This window comes from Paenibacillus praedii (assembly GCF_049725345.1).
Lineage (GTDB): Bacteria > Bacillota > Bacilli > Paenibacillales > Paenibacillaceae > Pristimantibacillus.
In genome coordinates this window covers 41,967-58,563 of sequence record NZ_JBMWAM010000003.1, presented here as the reverse complement: position 1 = coordinate 58,563, position 16,597 = coordinate 41,967, and the positions used below count along the sequence as shown (strand labels likewise).

15 protein-coding genes and 1 pseudogene are annotated in these 16,597 nt (G+C 44.2%); 12 read left to right on the top strand and 4 right to left on the bottom strand.

The features are described from left to right. The first annotated feature begins 39 nt into the window (after window positions 1-39). Together ACO9K6_RS04360 and ACO9K6_RS04355 are read left to right on the top strand one after the other, a co-directional pair. Window positions 40-660, top strand: coding sequence for a YhcN/YlaJ family sporulation lipoprotein (locus tag ACO9K6_RS04360; protein ID WP_424766321.1), 621 nt, complete (start codon window positions 40-42; stop codon window positions 658-660). Window positions 661-785: 125 nt separating this feature from the next. Then, the gene (locus tag ACO9K6_RS04355; RefSeq protein WP_424766320.1) at window positions 786-1,514 is read left to right on the top strand and encodes a polysaccharide deacetylase family protein; all 729 of its coding nucleotides are present in this window, start codon (window positions 786-788) and stop codon (window positions 1,512-1,514) included. Window positions 1,515-1,602: 88 nt separating this feature from the next. On the opposite strand, the gene ACO9K6_RS04350 is transcribed toward ACO9K6_RS04355, so the two are convergent. Continuing rightward, window positions 1,603-1,950, bottom strand: a complete 348-nt coding sequence (locus tag ACO9K6_RS04350) for a WGxxGxxG family protein (RefSeq protein ID WP_424766319.1) — start codon at window positions 1,948-1,950, stop codon at window positions 1,603-1,605. Window positions 1,951-2,185: 235 nt separating this feature from the next. Here ACO9K6_RS04350 and ACO9K6_RS04345 point away from each other — a divergent pair, with 235 nt between their 5' ends. Beyond that, window positions 2,186-2,452, top strand: a complete 267-nt coding sequence (locus ACO9K6_RS04345) for a hypothetical protein (RefSeq protein ID WP_424766318.1) — start codon at window positions 2,186-2,188, stop codon at window positions 2,450-2,452. Window positions 2,453-2,488: 36 nt separating this feature from the next. Further along, window positions 2,489-3,190, top strand: a complete 702-nt coding sequence (locus ACO9K6_RS04340) for a class F sortase (RefSeq protein ID WP_424766317.1) — start codon at window positions 2,489-2,491, stop codon at window positions 3,188-3,190. Between the two features lie 267 nt (window positions 3,191-3,457). Here ACO9K6_RS04340 and ACO9K6_RS04335 read toward each other — a convergent pair whose 3' ends face one another. Then, a complete protein-coding gene (locus tag ACO9K6_RS04335; protein WP_424766496.1) occupies window positions 3,458-4,405 on the bottom strand; it encodes a metallophosphoesterase family protein in 948 nt (315 codons plus the stop codon). A 189-nt stretch (window positions 4,406-4,594) separates the two neighbouring features. Here ACO9K6_RS04335 and ACO9K6_RS04330 point away from each other — a divergent pair, with 189 nt between their 5' ends. Further along, window positions 4,595-5,716 (top strand): amidase domain-containing protein, encoded by a 1,122-nt coding sequence (locus tag ACO9K6_RS04330; RefSeq protein WP_424766316.1) that lies wholly within the window; start codon window positions 4,595-4,597, stop codon window positions 5,714-5,716. A 97-nt stretch (window positions 5,717-5,813) separates the two neighbouring features. After that, entirely contained in the window at window positions 5,814-7,268 is a 1,455-nt protein-coding gene (locus ACO9K6_RS04325) for an oligosaccharide flippase family protein (RefSeq protein WP_424766315.1), read from the top strand. Between the two features lie 76 nt (window positions 7,269-7,344). Here ACO9K6_RS04325 and ACO9K6_RS04320 read toward each other — a convergent pair. Both ACO9K6_RS04320 and ACO9K6_RS04315 read right to left on the bottom strand, forming a co-directional pair. Beyond that, a pseudogene (locus ACO9K6_RS04320) lies at window positions 7,345-8,628 on the bottom strand (SpoVR family protein); the annotation flags it as partial. A gap of 21 nt (window positions 8,629-8,649) precedes the next feature. Beyond that, window positions 8,650-10,068 (bottom strand): recombinase family protein, encoded by a 1,419-nt coding sequence (locus tag ACO9K6_RS04315; protein ID WP_424766314.1) that lies wholly within the window; start codon window positions 10,066-10,068, stop codon window positions 8,650-8,652. A gap of 744 nt (window positions 10,069-10,812) precedes the next feature. Between ACO9K6_RS04315 and ACO9K6_RS04310 the strand changes: the two genes are divergently transcribed. The 6 genes from ACO9K6_RS04310 (at window position 10,813) to ACO9K6_RS04285 (ending at window position 16,596) form a co-directional block, all read left to right on the top strand. Then, entirely contained in the window at window positions 10,813-10,962 is a 150-nt protein-coding gene (locus ACO9K6_RS04310) for a hypothetical protein (protein WP_424766313.1), read from the top strand. 1,464 nt (window positions 10,963-12,426) lie between these two features. Next, the gene (locus ACO9K6_RS04305) at window positions 12,427-12,840 is read left to right on the top strand and encodes a hypothetical protein (RefSeq protein WP_424766312.1); all 414 of its coding nucleotides are present in this window, start codon (window positions 12,427-12,429) and stop codon (window positions 12,838-12,840) included. A 12-nt stretch (window positions 12,841-12,852) separates the two neighbouring features. Further along, window positions 12,853-13,221 (top strand): phage tail fiber protein, encoded by a 369-nt coding sequence (locus tag ACO9K6_RS04300; protein WP_424766311.1) that lies wholly within the window; start codon window positions 12,853-12,855, stop codon window positions 13,219-13,221. Window positions 13,222-13,223: 2 nt separating this feature from the next. After that, a complete protein-coding gene (locus tag ACO9K6_RS04295) occupies window positions 13,224-13,520 on the top strand; it encodes a hypothetical protein (RefSeq protein ID WP_424766310.1) in 297 nt (98 codons plus the stop codon). Window positions 13,521-13,523: 3 nt separating this feature from the next. Further along, a complete protein-coding gene (locus tag ACO9K6_RS04290) occupies window positions 13,524-14,882 on the top strand; it encodes a hypothetical protein (protein WP_424766309.1) in 1,359 nt (452 codons plus the stop codon). Window positions 14,883-14,892: 10 nt separating this feature from the next. Beyond that, the gene (locus ACO9K6_RS04285) at window positions 14,893-16,596 is read left to right on the top strand and encodes a terminase large subunit (protein ID WP_424766495.1); all 1,704 of its coding nucleotides are present in this window, start codon (window positions 14,893-14,895) and stop codon (window positions 16,594-16,596) included. Window position 16,597 lies beyond the last annotated feature (1 nt).

Sequence of the window (16,597 nt, the reverse complement as noted above, 5' to 3'; positions counted from 1 at the left end):
GAAAAATAAGAATCAATACAGCAGGGAGGATGATAAAAAATGTATAAGCATTTGCCCAAAATTACGCTTGTCATGATTGTTGCAATGAGTTTGATCCTTGGAGCATGTGGTACAAGGCACCCGGCAGATCGTATGCAAACAAGAGCAAGACATGATGTAGGAAGAATAGCTAACAATATGGCCCCACGAACTGACAGAAATATCGTATCCCCCATTGCACCTCGAACAGACAGAAATATTGTATCTCACATTGCACCTCGAACAGACGGTACCGTAGTCGAAAGAGGGTATGGAACGAGTGTAACGGATACAACGAATACAGCGAGTCATTTGAAAAAAGCGGAGCAAATAGCGAAAAGCGCTGAAAAGGTAAGCGGTATAAGAAAAGCAACCGTTGTTTTGCACGGTAAGGATGCTATTGTCGGACTTGATGTGAAAAACACAACAGATGCAGCGCGTATCGAGAAGCATGTTCAGCATGCTTTGAAGAAGGAATATCCACAGCACAACATACACGTAACAACAGATAAAGCTCTACATGCTCGTATTGTGACCACACACTCGCATATGACAAGCACTCATCCGGTGAAAAACCTGGCTGAGGATGTCCGTTTGATCATTCGTGATATTGGAAGTGCCATCACCGCTCCTCTTCGCTAATCACTTTGTATGCCAACCGACAGTTAGTTTCTAACTGTCGGTTCTACGTTACAGTTCATAGGATAAGCCATACATATTTTTAGCCATGACTGATCGTTAAAAATCGCAACGTAGGAGGGATATTTATGTGGTTAAACCGTTTTATATTAGCTCTATTGTGTGTTGTCATTTTTAGCGGATTCCAGTATCCAGTTACAAAAAGAGACCGCTTTTTCTATGAGAAGCGGGGGGAAATTGTTTGGGAGGTGCCTCTCAAGGCAAAAAAGATAGCCTTAACCTTCGATGACGGACCCTATCCCAAAACAACGGATCCGATATTAGATCTTCTGAAGCAGTATAATGCAAAAGCAACCTTTTTTGTATTGGGCTATCGTGCTGAACGATATCCAGAAATAATCAAACGAGAAATATTTGAAGGTCATGAAGTCGCTAATCATACTTTCAATCATGTTTACTTCAATCGTAAAGTCAATTCTTCAACGATTAAAGACGAGATTTCTCGAACGGAGCAATCGTTAATTCGATTGACTGGGAAAAAGCCGCTTTTGTTCCGTCCGCCCGGAGGGTTTTATAATGATCAATCGATTCAAATCGCCAAGAAGCTTGGATATACGACTGTATTGTGGTCTTGGCATCAGGATACGAGTGATTGGAGAAAGCCGGGAGTTGATCATATTGTAAAAAAGGTGTTGAATAATGCACGGAATGGAGATATCGTTCTCCTTCACGACTATATCCAGGGATCACAGGACACAGTTGAAGCTTTGAAAATCATCTTGCCTGAATTAGTAAACAGAGGATATCAAATTGTAACGGTATCCGATTTAATAAACAATAAAAATAAAATCGAATAAATGGAGACATGAATAGCCGATTGGAACCTATTGTTTAAAGCCAAAATAAAAAACCGCTCATGTGCAGCGGTTTTTTATTTTCATTAAATTAGGTGCGGTCGCGGTCACGTTCCCGACTGCGCATCCCAGCCAATCCAATTAATCCGAGCAAACCTAGCCAGCCCCAATCGAACCCATCATCTGTTGCAGTTGTCGCTCTGTAGTTATTCACACTGTAGCGGGTCGCATTCGTGTTCATTTGATTTGTGTTGCTGATTCCGCGGGTAACGTCATTGCGTGTATCATTGCCAATCGCATGATCGCTGCTGGCCTGTGATTTGTAATAGCCCATATCTGTATAATTCGAATTTCGACCCGTGTTATCTGCGAACGCTGGAACAGTGAAAAACAACATCAGACAGGTTAGAAAACTTAGTTGAACAAAAGCTTTTTTCATGCTCGTACCCCTTTTTCTCTGATTTGGTTACAGTCTTATTTTTTTCTAAGTGAAGTCGAATTATTCTGGGGGAATTGAGGATAAAATGTCATTTACATCATCGATATGAAACGATAATTCCTTTCTTGGTTTGGTAAAAATAGGACTACTTTCTGAGGTCCTTCAAATTCATAATAATTAAAAATGAGGACAACCTGATATAGGGTAATCCCAAAATAATCGAGGAGGCATCAACATGAAAAAAATGGTTTTTGCATTTGTGTCAGCGTGTATGCTTTTGTCAGCAGGCTCAGCAGCATATGCATCCGCTCCTGTAACTGAGAAGAAGCACGAAGAAAAAGTGCATATGAAGAAGATGCATGAGAAAAAGATGCACGAGAAAAAGTTACATGCAAAAAGTAAACATAAGGCTCACAAACTGCATGCCAAAAGCTTAAAAGCAAAAGATATTACGCAAATGCCTAAAACAGGGCATGGCGGCGCAAGCGAGCAATCAGAATAGGGAGTGGAAAAGAGGGGGGATACCCCTCTTTTTCAAATGGATATGAAAAAGTGGATAGTAGTTGGTCTGACGATAATGATGATATCCTGTAGTACAGCTTGCTCCAAATTCAACCGTGCGAATAATAATTCCGGCTCAAGCATTTCAGAAGAGAAATCCGTTCGCACTGATCTCAATCATCCAGATTCCGGAAAGAAAAAGATTGCTGAAGTCACGAAAATAAAGGAAACGAAAAAGGAAATAAAAGATATTCAAATAACGAAGAAATTGAAATCTCAATCAAAATCGAAGGTTGGAATTATTCCTGATTCATTGTACATTCCAGCCGTCCGAATTAATGCAAAGATTGAGCCTGTAACTATAAAAAATGGACAAATGGGCGTTCCCCGCAATACAGCACGAGTGGGGTATCTCGCATCAACAGGCATACTGCCAGGGGCTCCTGGCAATGCGATTATAGATGGGCATGTGGACAACTACAAGGGGCCTGCTGTGTTCTATCGATTAAAAAAACTAAAAAAGGGTGATATTGTCGTTATTAAGAGCAAGAAAGGCGAAAAAATTAAATTCATCGTGGAATCTGTTGAAAAATTTAAAACAGATGAAGCACCTATTCAAAAAATTTTTGGAGCGTCGAATGAACCAAGATTAAACTTGATTACTTGTGGCGGTAAATATAACCGAAGTAAAAAAGAATATGACGCTAGGCTTGTCGTTTTTACAAAACGTGCCCAATAATCACAAAGTCAGGGCGAATCCGTACTTTTATATTTGGCTTGGTTTTTTCAAAATGGGACTGTCTCAAAAGTAGGTTTGCTCGCTTGATGAGACAGCTCGCTTCATGAATGAATCGGCGAAAATGAAGAAATGGCGTGGCCAGGGGGTTATCCCTGGCCACGCCATTTCTGGTTGTTGGTCTTTGCCCAAACACGCTTTCTGGTTCAATCATCCTTCGAACCGATAACGCGCAGTCTTCCTCACGGGGATTAAGTCAGAAGCGATTGCTTATTTTAAATAAATCGTTTCATGCGGATAAATCCAGCGTTTTGAGATATGTTCTCTTTTTTTTATTACGATTCGGTTGTTATAAACCTCCACGATTAAGCTTTCACTTTTATGAGTCGGAACAAAATGTTGCTCTCTAACTTGGCGGATGGAACCAGTTCCAATGATATGGAAATTATCGAATGCCATTTGCTTTGTGTTTTCCAAATCTAAATGAGTGTGACCCGAAAATAAAAGGACATGCGGGTAATTTCGAAGTAATTGACGCAATTCTTTATGCTGAATTACTCCCCGAGCATTTTCACTACCATCCAATGATTGGACAAGTGGTTGATGCAGGAAGACGAAGATTGGTTTTTTGGTTTTACTGTAGGGTGTAATCGAATTTTCTTCCAGTCGTCTCGCCAACCAGTTTAATTGCTTTTGACTTAAATAGGCGTCTTCTTGAACAGATTTATCGAAGTCACGATACTGTTCGCTGCCTAAAAAAATAAAATGATAATCATCCAACCAAAGATCATGATAGGGCTTTTTATACCCAAATCGGTTTTGAAAAAGCTCCTTGGCTTTCTCGCTTGTCCAATGGGGATTAAGCCGCAGCCCAGCATGTTCATATTTCCATATTTGATAATACTCATGATTTCCGATCGTAGCGTGTACAGGCGCGTGCTGAACCTTCCTTAGCAATTTTTCCAATCGTTTGTAATTTTTGTTTTGTCCATTCGTCAAATCGCCATTAAGAATCAAGATCGAGCTGTTAGGATTGATATTTCGATGATCCCGAAGAGCTTTGAGAAAACGGATTTGGGCGATAGGATCACCCTCCTTAATATGAATGTCACTCATGACAGAGAACTGTAATAGGGGGAATTCAGCAGTTCCATCTCCTTTGCAAGCATGAACAAAATTGCTGCTAAAAATTATGGCACAAATAACAAGTGCGCGCACGAATCGCAAGGGAATTCCTCATTCCTCTCTTCTGAGTATTCTTGGCAATCAAATTATTAAATAAGTTGTGCAATTTTGAAGTGAAAAAAACGGTTCATTTCAATTACTCTGCCAAGGAATGAATCAATACGTTTTGGATACCCTAAGCAGGTACGCATTAGACCGCCTAAAAGGGGAGAATACTTTCTCGTGAACAGCTTGATAAAGGTATTTATGATTAGTTTTTTCCTAGTTGCTATAGCTTTTTCAAATCGTACAGCGGGAGTAAAAGCAGCACCGGTACATGAGCAAGATCTTTCATCATTTTTGAATGAATTATTTAATAAGAGAAACGATCTCTTAATCGATAGCAAGCAGGGAACAATTGAGCAATACTATCTTAAGGAAAAGACTAGCAAATACGCGCTTCATCATGAACGCAACAGAAGTAAATATATACAATTATGGGCAGAAAAACGTAAAATTGATTTTGTTGAAGCAACCGGGGTTATTCATATTAAGCGGCTTAAACCATTAGGAAGTGATCTCGCAAGAGTTTCGTTGGATCATTCATTAAAGCTCAGTTACATTTATTTAAATAAGATCTTGCCTCCACAGTCCTTTGGCATTGGTACCAGGCACGAAATAATGTTGAAAAAAATGAATGGCAAATGGCTTGTTCTTCGTGAATGGTACTCGGATCCGCTTGATGAGAATCCGAAATGGATACCTGAGACAACGGATGGTTTAGCTCCTTCAGTGAAAATGGGGGAAGCAGCGGAAAAATTCGACGGGAAATACAATCGGAAACGCGCCGTGGCATATGCAACAAAATATTCAGGTACCGCTTGGGGAGCAGGGAATAATCACCGTTATAATTCCAAATATTTGGACTATACGGGACAAGGCGGGGATTGTACAAATTTCGCCTCACAGGTGATTGGTGATCCTGTGGAAGGAGGCGGCCTGCCCATGTTTGGTGGATGGCGCTACTTGTATTCCGTCGGCGGTAAAAAAACTTGGGTCCAGACCGATGCATTTAAAAATTTTTTGCTTCGATCAGGGTACGGAACAGTCGTTGGTCGGGGGCGCTTTACGGACGTCGTGAAACCGACTGAAAAAAATGCACATGGCGCAATTTCGCAATTAATGCCTGGAGACCTAATTGCTTATGTAATTCGAGGCGATGTTGATCATTTCTCTATCGTTGTGGGATTTGATCAGAATGGTTATCCGCTTGTCAATTCTCATACAGCGGATCGTTACCGTGTCCCGTTTGATCTGGGATGGGATAAATATACAGATTATTTGTTGATTCATGTAAAGGGATAATAATAGTGTGATAAAAAGATCTTTTGCCTCATACACTGAGCAACTTTGTCATAAGAATGGACAAGGAGATGTTTTGGCTAAGGGGTGAAAGAACGAATTGAAGCTGCCGCTGCTAGCGAAACAAATGGCTTTGCGCTCCAGTGCTATAGTTATTGTTAAAATAATTGGTTTAATTGGCAGGATATCTTTGACACGGCTGGTTGGTGCGGAAGGGGTCGGGCTCTACCAGATTGTATATTCCTTTTATGGTTTAATGCTTATGCTAATTACCGGCGGATTGCCGACCGCTCTTGCGTTGTATACGGCGAATCATGTCTCCCGTGGTTGGGCTTTGTTCAAACTCTTATCGCTTTACATGATCGTAATTGGCGGATTCGTCAGCCTTCTTATTTACTGGTTTTCATCTGCCCTTGCACAAATTCTAGGTAATCCGCAGCTTGTGTTTGCACTGCGATGTTTGGCTCCGGCCCTGTTCGCGGTACCGCTGCTTGCTTTATTGCGCGGTTTTCTGCAAGGGGTTGAAAAATATGAATTGATTGCCTTTTCTGAAATAATGGAACAAGTCGTTCGCGTGGGATCATTGCTGTTATTCGTTCCGCTATTTTTGCCTTATGGCGTTTCAACTGCGGTGGGAGGCGGGATACTTGGAACTTTCACAGGGGCATTGCTTGCTTTCGCCGGATTGATCATATCATTTTTTTTATTTCAAAATTTTCAGATATCAAAATATAATTTCAAGGAAGTAACTTCTGACATATCGATGTTATATCAAACTTCACTCGTCATCGCATTCACACGCTTGCTTATCCCTGCATCTGACTTTATAGATGCCATTCTAATCCCAAACCGTTTGCAGGCTGCCGGATATTCGTCGTCGGAGGCGACTGCAATGTTCGGTGTCATAACGGGCATGGCAATTATCGTTGTATATTCCCCTACACTCATCACCGCAGCATTATCACATACTTTGACCGTGAAAATCGCAGCAGACTGGCAGGAAGGCCGGAAGGTACAATTTTGCAGACGCACGTATGCAGCGCTGGAATTGGGATGGTTATGGGGTTGGGCTTCCGGATTGTTTCTTTTTACTTATTCTGCACAATTATCCTGGCTCATCTTCGGGACAGAGGAGGCTTCTAATCCGATTAAATATTTAGCTTTTTTGCCGCTTATCGTCGGACTCCGCGAAATGACAACAAGCGTATTATGGGCGCAAGATCGTAAAAGAGTACCACTCATTGGTCTCATCGCAGGGATCTGTCTCAGTTTATTGCTTTTTTACTTCCTGGTCGCTATACCTAATTTCGGATATATCGGAGCTGCTGTCAGCATTTTGGCAATGGAGCTCGTGGCGGCAACGTGGAATTTGCAGGCGCTTAAGCAAGTTCTTAGAGACTATTTTCGTTTACTGCCGCTCTTATGTGATGTGCTTATTCTTGTGATTATGATGATCTTAGCAGCAGCCTTACCGAATGTCCCAGGAATGATCCTTTTTTTCGTCGGTGCGGGCCTTTATATGAATATTCGAATTCTGCAGAGAAAAGCTTACTAGCTCGTCCAGCTTTGAATACTAAAAAACCAAAAACACTGTATCCTCAAGTTGAAGGCACAGTGTTTTTGGTTGTTCTTTAAACAAACTTCCGGCTCGTCTTCTTCCCATCACAGCTGAATACAATTTTCTTATCCTCAACGAACGTCTCCAAATGAACGTTCTTGCCCCAAAGATGCACGACATGCGGCAGTGTCCGTTCCACATATTTCAGATCAAGCTCCATGCCCTCATACTCATGGACGAGGTACAGCTCTCCTACGCGATTAAAATCGCCGTCCTTGACCAGAAGACTTGGGAATCCGCCGTTAACCTTAGAGTACACAAGCTGGTCGCGAATGTTCTCCCACGACTTATCTGTAATTTTCCATTCCGGACCCTTCTTCTCGAAAATGTATAGATCCAGGTCGTTAACTAATGACTTCGTTAAGTAGTTGCGAAGGAACGAGATGTCGGAGTCGAGCTCCCGGACCTCGAACATTTTCTCCCGGCCTTTGCCGGGGACACGGCCGAAGCGAGCTTGCTCCTCTTTCGTAGGATGATCCCAGCGGCGCTCGATATCCTCAAATATTTTCAGACCCAAATAATAGGGATTAAGCGTGTGCCGCGACGGCACGACGACGGATGAATTAAGCTTAGCGAACTCGATCGTCTCATCGCTCGTCAGGTCAAGCTCGCGAATAATTCGTTGATGCCAGTAGGAAGCCCAGCCTTCGTTCATGATTTTCGTCTCAATCTGCGGCCAGAAGTAAAGCATTTCGTCACGCAGCATGGAAAGGATGTCGCGCTGCCAATCCTCTAAGATTGTGGAATATTCTTCGATGAACCATACGATATCCTTCTCTGGACGCGGTGGAAAGCGTTTGGCGTCAGCAGCTTGAGAATGGGCAGCCGATGCGGCTGTAGCCGTGCGATCAGGATCAAGATTCCATATATCATCATACTGTGATGCGGGAATATTCCACTCGGAGCGCTCGCTGTCTTTTTGCACCATTTCAATGTAGCGTTTTTTATCCAGCTGATATGGTTTGATCAGAGTCGGATCGACATGCTCCTGAATGGCGAGAATAGCGTCGATGAACTTCTCGACAGCTTCCGTGCCGTGATCCATTTCATATTGATGAATGCGGTCGGCCGTGGCGGACATGCTCTCAACCATATTTCGATTCGTGACGCTGAAGCGGGCATTGTTCTTAAAAAAGTCGCAGTGCGCGAGCACGTGGGCGACGATTAGCTTGTTTTGGATCAGGGAATTGCCCTCTAGAAGGAAAGCGTAGCAGGGGTTGGAGTTAATGACGAGCTCATAGATTTTGCTGAGGCCGAAATCATATTGCATCTTCATCTTATTAAACGTTTTGCCAAAACATCATGAGAATGAAAAACTCTATGAAGTCGCATTCCAACTAACCTCATGGGCTTCGCCTTTGTTTAACACAACTTTACTCACCACGGTTCTCAAAGTGCGTTTTTGCTCCGATTCTGTGAGGTAAGGCCACGCTTTATTAAAGTCCTTTATTCTTTTGTGTAACGTCCGATAATCGTGGTATACGGGAGCGTCTTCGATTTCCTCCATTTGTAGTTGAATAGATTCCCGTTCCTCTTCAAGCTTGCTCAATCTATCCCCAATTGCAGAAGCCTTTATAGCGCCCGATTGAATGGCGTCATATAGGTTTTCTATCCCAGCCGTAACCGTGTCGAGCTTTGCTTGCAAATTAATTCTTATGTTTGCGTCCGGCTCGAATGATCGTTTCTTTTCGATAACCCCTTTCACTTTCGTGGAACTAACAGACAACTCGCGAATTTCATCAATAACAAACTGCTCAACTTTTTCCCGACGAAAGTAACCAAGCGTGCAACTTGCACCAGCTCTGTCCTTTTTGCGCACATGCTGCTTCTTGCAGGCGTAAAGCTCATACACATATTGGCGTCCGGCTCTGTTTGTCACTCGCTTGACGTGTACGATGTTGCCGCCACAAACGCCGCAAGCCAGTAATCCAGTGAGCAAATATTCGCCTAAAGGTGTTGCGCCGTCCTTCCTCCGCGCGGTTTCCTCCTGTACTGCTCGCCATGTTTCATCATCAATTATCGCTTCATGGCTTCCTTCCACTATCTCGCCTGCGTTGATTAGCTTGCCAGTGTACAATGAGCGGGCCAATATGTCGCGAACTATGCTGTGGTCAAACTTGCGGGCTTTCGTTCGTTTGGCAGCCCATTCAGCTATAGAAAGCCGCGACTCGCCTTGTAAATACTTCTTGTAAATATCACGGACTATAGCTGCTTCTTCGGGTTTTATCTCAAGCATTTGCAGCTCCTTGTTCCACTCATAACCAAAAGCCAAGCGACCGCCGTACCACATTCCCTTGCCTGTCCGCTGCCTGCGTCCTGATGTTGTCCGCTCAATGATCATGTCACGCTCTAGCTGGGCGAATACGGCGAGCATACCAATTATAGCCGTACCTAGTGAGGTTGCCGTGTCAAACGGCTCTGTAGCCGATTTAAACACAACATTGTTTTTGTCGAATACATCTTCCAACAAGTGCATGACGTCCTTCTGCTTGCGTCCTAGCCTATCAAGCTTATAAACGACAACCGTGTCGATCTTCTTTTCTTCAATGTGCCTTATTAGTCTTTTGAGAGCTGGGCGATTCATATTAGTTCCTGTATACCCATCATCAATATAAAGTTTCGGATCATCCCAACCTTGCGATGTACAGAATGCGGAAAGCCTATCCCTTTGTACGTCAATCGAGAAACCCTGTACTTGTTCATCCGTTGATACCCTAACGTAAATGGCTATATTCATGCGGTTTTCACCTCTTCTTAGTAACCCAATCATAAAGCATGTTTAATTCATTCTCAATATTGTGGTAAAAACACACAAAAAAGTTCCCCGAATTATAGCAACAACGGATTAATCATTAGGTTTTAGACGTGGTAAATTTATAGCATAGGAAATCGAGAAACGAAGCAACACGCGACACAAACAAAGGGATCGATCATCATATGACGATAACCCATGCAGCGCGTTTAATTGCATCGTGGATTGATAGACTAAGAGAATAAAAGCCGTTGCATGCGCCGCTTGGACTCGGCAAAGGAACGCGGTTGAAGTTCTCGAAAATAAAGCAGAAAGGGAGCTCAATATGTAGTTACTGACTTATTGGACCCAAACTGCGAAATCCATACAAAAAGCAACCTTACGGACTTGGTTGCGCGTCTTGTGTAATGCTCTGAGCCTGTCCCGCACTTTTCGGATGGCAACCGAACGAAGGGATAAACGGAGGTGTGGCGCCTTTGCCCTAGTAACACAATTTGCGGGACAATAACCACGACTTGCGCAAATCAAATTTGCTCTAGCCAAGTTTCAAAAACAGCGGTATACTGCTTTCGACCTTATATGCTCTAAAGTTACTAAGTACGTATGCTTTTAATATAATCGCCGTTCTACGGCGTACCATGCAGTTAATGACGAGCGAAGCGTATGTCATGCCTTTGAACTGCTCCGCATGATATAATACGCCATATTGACGATATGGAGGTGCTAATTGTGCATGACTTGGAATGGTTCAGTTTGGAAGAAGCGTTAACCAAAATCGAATATGCTATTTCTCGGATGAGCAAGACCGACGAGGAATATGCAAAAATTCGCGAAATTGCTGATAACCTTAAAGTGATAGTCGAAAAGAATAACCGTTAAGTCGCCCAAATGGAGCGGCTTTTTTTATTGCCCAAATGAGGTGTTTTTGTGGCTAGGAAAGCAGCGCCGAAAGAGAAGAAGCCAACAAGCAGCAGGCCCGAGATTCAAACGCTTAACGTCGTGTATAAATGCGGTCATGAGGGACAGCGAAGAGAAATCGTATATCCTCATGTTGGCATTTCTCATACGTTGAGATGGATTAAAGGAAACGTCAAATGTGGGAGGTGTTACAGTGAGCAATCAAACAATGATCGTTAACGGAACAGAGTACATTGTTGGTATCGACCTAGCCAATAGTCCAGATCGCACAGTAGAGGTAAAGGTGAAAACCAGCAAATGAAGCCATGGGCCAAGAAGTTCTACAATTCGAAAGCGTGGAAGGACTGCCGCAAGCTTAAAATCGCAGAGGTACACGGTTTGTGCGAAAGATGCAACGAACCAGGCTACATTGTCCATCACACGGTTTACCTAACACCAAAGAACATAAATGACCCGTGGATCTCGCTTAATCCGGCTTTACTCGAATACGTTTGCCGAGATTGTCACAATGAGGAACACATGGGCTCTGCTGAGCCTATAACGGCTCAAGGAACGGCTTTTGATGTGGACGGGAATCTGATAAAGGTGGGTGAAACGTTTGAGCGTAGTTGAAAGGGTGCTTGGGGTGCTTGATTGGCTTTATAACTCTAAGGGCGGCCTAATATTAGGTTGGATATGGTTCGTTACTCTCGTTGTGGCTTTTGTTGTGGGATTGACAATAAGCCTTAACTAATAAGGGGGCTGCATTGTGAATGGGTAAAGAGCTATGTACGAGCTGCTTCTTCTCTAGCCTTTGTACTAATTGCAAACTACCACATTGTAATGGCGAGGACTATTATCCAGTTCAAGGAGGTCGCAATCGTGAAACGTCAAAAGGATTTAAAGAAACTAGCGTGTCTAGTATTGATCCTATCAACGTTGATCGTCAACACCAAAGAGCGCCTATGAGCATCATATACGGTCAGTGTGCAAGCTGTGACATAACGGCAGAGTATAGCGCCGATGAGATGAAGAAGCCCGCTATTGTGGCTTGCAAGAAGTGTGGAAGCAAATCAGTATGGCGAGTGTATACGCCTGCTGAATTAGATAAGATGCGAGAGGGTGAGAAGGTTGATTAAACTTCATCAAAAGCTTGAATACTTGGATAGGCTCATAAGGTTAGATAGTAATGATCGCATGACTAAGAGTGAGCATGACATCATTAACGATCGCATTAACCTTGTGTGTGACAGCATAGAAGAGGAGCTAGGCTTGAATGCAATAGACAAGATTGTTTGATAGGCGCTGAGGGCGTCTTTTTTTGTGTCCAAAAGCCCCCCCTTTGTCTTTTTGGGACTGGCTGGCCCCAAGACCGCCGTCTCCCATTTGTAAAATACACAGGGCGCGCGCGAGGGGGTAGGGGCAAAGTTAGGAGGTGACTGGAAAATGGGAACGTCGAAAAAAACGGACGAAGAGAAAGAAAAAAACAAGCAAGTCGGCGCGATAAAGGCGAGGATCACCCGCGAAGAAACAAGGTTAACCGCCGTATTTAAAAATTTGCCGCCGAATGAAAAAGCGGTAGCGGTTGGATTGATTCAGCGGGCGGCTTACATGCGGGTAACGCTTGAGGATTACGAGAAGGACATAAACGCCGGGGGATCGGTTGAACCTTTCCAACAAAAAGCGGGTGCGCCATCCTTTGACCGTGTTCGGCCTGTGGCGCAGCTGTACACCACGCTCGCAAAAAATTATCAGACGATCATTAAACAGCTCACCGACTTGCTACCGAAAGGCGACGAAGTTTCCGACCCCAAAAAAGGCGACGACGGTTTTGATGATTTTGTAAACAAAAAAAATTAGGGGGTTTTACAATTGCCTGGATCACTTTCGAATTATGCGGAAAACAACGTTCTCGACACGCTTTTATCTGGAACTAAATATGTCGGGCTATTCACCGACGCGGCGGGCATATCTGCGGACCAACCGACAACCGAACTTACAGGGACTGGCTACGCTCGGCAGGCTGTTACACATGCTGCGGCTTCTGGCGGCACTAAGGCAACAAACTCGGCAGTCACGTTCACGGCGGGCGCGGCATGGCCTACAGTTAATTACGTAGGCGTATGGGACGCAGCGACCGCAGGCAATCTTCTTTATTGGGCTTCTTGTTCCCCTGAAACACTAGCAAACACGAACACATTAACGATTGCTGCTGGCGCTCTTTCGATTAGTGGAGACTAATCATGAAATACAGCATACGCGGGGCAATCAATACGGTTGACGGTGTGCCTGTTATAGTCGCGGAAATCAATAAGTTCCCTTTATGGCGGCTGATTACAGCGGATTCCATGGACGATAACGGTGGCGATGTTTTCATTTTCGAAGCTTGGGTTAATACGCAATCTGATAAGACAACTCTATTCGAAGATTTAAAGCCCTTTGTCGATGCATGGGGCGGTCGGATTGATTGGCACGAATGCAGTCATGATGAACCTAAATCCACCCCTTGCTCCATATTTGAAACGTATACGGGGGTGTAGGTCGTGGCTTACTATCTCCAAATGGATGGTATAGACGATTCCATAAAAACACCACTCCTAACATTCAACAAAGTGGAAATGGATATGGATATTCCTAGCGGACAGGTAGGCAATAGGACATATTTTACTGCTAACCCTAATTCCGTAGTTGATACTCAAATCATCTATACAGAGGATGGAAAGGACTACACTGATTTTCCGGCTTGGGATTTGTATGTGAACAGCTCATCTACAAGACAACCAGACTTTTATCCTGCACTTCCTAGAAATACTAGGTACACGCTTAGAATGGTTGGGACTGTTCATCTAAACTCTGGTAATCCTATCTCGGCAATAAGCTATATATTTTCAAATCATAATATTATTCAACAACTTGCAGGGAAAATTTATAACATAAAGTTTTTCAGTAATAATATTCTAGTTGCTCATTACGACATGACACTCGGCAATGTTCAGGACCAAAGCGGCAACGGTAATCACGCTATTTTGACGGGCGGGACTTGGATTGATGAAGGTGGTAGCGTTGTAGATCATCCCGTTTCCGCTTCTGCTTCTGCGGTGTTCTCAGCTTCTGTGGCGGTCATCAAAAAAAGGTTCGTATCAGCTACAGCTTCATTTGTAACCTCGGCAGCGGCGACGCTGGTCAAGAAGAGGTTTATTTCTGCTTCTTCCCAAATGATCACAACCGCTTTTGCTTCTGTGGTCAAAGATCGGAAGATAAGCGCCAGCGCTCAAGCGGCATTTAGCGCGACAGTTTCCGTCATAAAGACTGGCGGCGCTAAGGCGACAACGGCAATGGCAACATTCAACACTTCTGCGGCTGTAACAGTCGTTCGCAGAGCGTTTAAATCAGGTTCTGTGGCGTTTGTAACGAGTGCTAGTGTAATAGTCGCCAAACGGGTTTATGTCACAGCATCGGCGGCTATGCGCTTTACAGCGACGTTGTTCCAAGGGACTGCAATCGTGGCTGATGAAGTTTTGCGAGCGGAGCGGGCGCTATATACGACGCTGCGGGCTGAAAGATCAATGTACATTGAAATGCGGGGTGACATTATGACGGCAAGGAATCAGAATATCGAGCTTTATGCCGGGGAATCGCGCCATATCAGTTACCCGTCCTTCGATGAACAAGGAGATCCGCTACTTTTGACGGGCGGCGCGGTTGAACTGCTTGTCGAAAGGCGAAACGTTGAGGTTTTGACAAAGGCATTGCCGATACTGGAAAGCTCATTCAATCTTTCGCTAGTTCCGGCCGACACAGAAGCCCTGTCGACAGGGATCTATCAGTATAAAGCAACGTTTACAGATGGATTGGGCAATGTCTCGGTACTTGCTGAGGGTGACCTAACCATTAAACGCTAAGGGGGTGACGATCATCGGCGCCTTAAAAGAATATCCAGTATCCTATAATCCTGTTATTGCTTACTGGAACGAAATCGAAAACGGTCTTGTCGTTAGCGAGAAAGTGCGCCGCATGTATCGGCAGCTCGCCACAGACGTTTATGACCAAAATAGCGAATATGAGTACAGTTCCAAACATGCTAATCATGCTATCGAGTTTATCGAAAACTTTTGCAAGCATAGTAAAGGCAAATGGGGCGGCAAGCCGATAGAGCTTGAACTATGGCAGCAGGCATTCATTGCAGCTATGTTCGGATTCATCCATAAAATTGACGGGACCCGCAAATATCGCGAGGTCCTTTTAGTTGTCGCCAGGAAAAACGGAAAATCAACAATCGCTTCCGGCATCGGTTTATATATGCAAATTGCTGACGGTGAAGCAGGGGCCGAGGTTTACGCAGCAGCGACGAAAAAAGACCAGGCTAAGCTCGTATGGTTGGAAGCAAAACGGATGGTTAACAAGTCGCCAGCGCTCCGTAAACGGATCAAGCCGCTCGTCGCTGAACTGGTCGGGTTAACTAACGACAGCACATTCAAACCGCTTGGGGCCGATTCTGAAACGCTCGACGGTTTGAACGTATCCGGCGCACTCATGGACGAGATCCACGCCTGGAAGGACAAAAACCTTTACGACGTTATTGTCGATGGTACAAGCTCGCGGGAAAATCCACTTATCGTGATGATCACAACGGCTGGAACGGTGCGGGAAGCGGTTTACGACCAAAAGTATAACGAAGCCAAGGACAAGATAGAGCGCCTTGATAATCCTTACATGGAGGGCGACCCCGATCCGTATGAACGCTTTTTACCTATCATTTACGAGCTAGACAATCGTAAAGAATGGGTTGACCCTGCATGTTGGAGGAAAGCAAATCCGGGTCTTGGTACGATCAAGCAAGCGGATCAACTAGCAACAAAGGTCGCTAAGGCTAAAGCTAACCCGATGCTTGTAAAAAACCTTTTGACGAAGGATTTCAACATCCCGGAAACGTCTGACGAAGCTTGGTTAACGTTTGAGGAAGCTTACAACGACGCAAAATTTGATATTGAGGATTTGCGCGGAACTTATGCAATCGGCGGTTCTGACTTGTCGAGTACAACGGATTTAAGTTGCGCGACGTTGCTTGTCATTAAGCCAGACAATCCAGAAATGATATACGCCATACAACAATATTTCTTGCCTGCTGACCTTATCGAAAAGCGGGTGCAAGAGGACAAAATCCCGTATGATCGCTATGCGGAATTAGGTTATCTGACGTTATGTGAGGGCAACAAAATCGATTATAAGGACATAACGGCATGGTTTAACAAGATGCACCGTGAATACGACATAACGCCTATGATTATCGGTTATGACCCGTATGATTCGAAGTATTGGACAGATGAGATGATTGACGAGGGCTATCGGATGGAAGTTGTCCGGCAGGGTGCATTAACACTGAGCCAGCCTATGAAGGAAATGCACGCCGATTTATCCGCAAAGCGCATCAATTACAATAACAGCGGTTTGACCTTTTGGAACCTGACAAACACATCTGTGAAGCATGACGACAACGACAACATACGGCCCGTTAAGGGCAGGAACCAAAAAGCTCGCATCGACGGAACGGTTTCGATGCTGATAGCCTACACGGTGCTTTATAACAATATGAACGACTTCAAAGCCATGATTTAGG

Excerpts from the sequence above, each read along its gene's own strand:
- ACO9K6_RS04360 (WP_424766321.1), top strand. The coding sequence starts at position 40 with ATGTATAAGCATTTGCCCAAAATTACGCTTGTCATGATTGTTGCAATG.
- ACO9K6_RS04355 (WP_424766320.1), top strand. The coding sequence starts at position 786 with ATGTGGTTAAACCGTTTTATATTAGCTCTATTGTGTGTTGTCATTTTT.
- ACO9K6_RS04350 (WP_424766319.1), bottom strand. The coding sequence starts at position 1,950 with ATGAAAAAAGCTTTTGTTCAACTAAGTTTTCTAACCTGTCTGATGTTG.
- ACO9K6_RS04345 (WP_424766318.1), top strand. The coding sequence starts at position 2,186 with ATGAAAAAAATGGTTTTTGCATTTGTGTCAGCGTGTATGCTTTTGTCA.
- ACO9K6_RS04340 (WP_424766317.1), top strand. The coding sequence starts at position 2,489 with ATGGATATGAAAAAGTGGATAGTAGTTGGTCTGACGATAATGATGATA.
- ACO9K6_RS04315 (WP_424766314.1), bottom strand. The coding sequence starts at position 10,068 with ATGAATATAGCCATTTACGTTAGGGTATCAACGGATGAACAAGTACAG.
- ACO9K6_RS04305 (WP_424766312.1), top strand. The coding sequence starts at position 12,427 with ATGGGAACGTCGAAAAAAACGGACGAAGAGAAAGAAAAAAACAAGCAA.
- ACO9K6_RS04295 (WP_424766310.1), top strand. The coding sequence starts at position 13,224 with ATGAAATACAGCATACGCGGGGCAATCAATACGGTTGACGGTGTGCCT.